This window comes from Streptomyces anandii JCM 4720, from assembly GCF_014650655.1.
In the GTDB taxonomy this organism is placed as follows: domain Bacteria; phylum Actinomycetota; class Actinomycetes; order Streptomycetales; family Streptomycetaceae; genus Streptomyces; species Streptomyces anandii.
This window is the reverse complement of record NZ_BMVJ01000107.1, coordinates 1-713: the sequence shown is the minus strand read 5'-3', so window position 1 is coordinate 713 and position 713 is coordinate 1. Positions and strand designations below refer to the sequence as shown.

The 713-nt window shown below is 58.8% G+C and carries 1 rRNA gene; it reads left to right on the top strand.

Annotated elements, in window-relative coordinates:
* Positions 1–247: 247 nt before the first annotated feature.
* Positions 248–713, top strand: a 16S ribosomal RNA gene (locus IE249_RS35515); the annotation flags it as partial.

Sequence of the window (713 nt, the reverse complement as noted above, 5' to 3'; positions counted from 1 at the left end):
GAAGGGAAGCGCCCGGAGGAAAGCCCGAGAGGGTGAGTACGAAGGAAGCGTCCGTTCCTTGAGAACTCAACAGCGTGCCAAAAGTCAACGCCAGATATGTTGATACCCCGTCTCCGGCCGGTTCGGCCGGGGCGAGGTTCCTTTGAAAAAACACAGCGAGGACGCTGTGAACCACTGGACTATTCCTCCGGTGGTTCCGCTCTCGTGGTGTTGCACCGGCTGAATTTATTTTCTGGCCGAGTATACATTCACGGAGAGTTTGATCCTGGCTCAGGACGAACGCTGGCGGCGTGCTTAACACATGCAAGTCGAACGATGAACCACTTCGGTGGGGATTAGTGGCGAACGGGTGAGTAACACGTGGGCAATCTGCCCTGCACTCTGGGACAAGCCCTGGAAACGGGGTCTAATACCGGATATGAGCTGCCCAGGCATCTGGGTGGCTGTAAAGCTCCGGCGGTGCAGGATGAGCCCGCGGCCTATCAGCTTGTTGGTGAGGTAACGGCTCACCAAGGCGACGACGGGTAGCCGGCCTGAGAGGGCGACCGGCCACACTGGGACTGAGACACGGCCCAGACTCCTACGGGAGGCAGCAGTGGGGAATATTGCACAATGGGCGAAAGCCTGATGCAGCGACGCCGCGTGAGGGATGACGGCCTTCGGGTTGTAAACCTCTTTCAGCAGGGAAGAAGCGAGAGTGACGGTACCTGCAG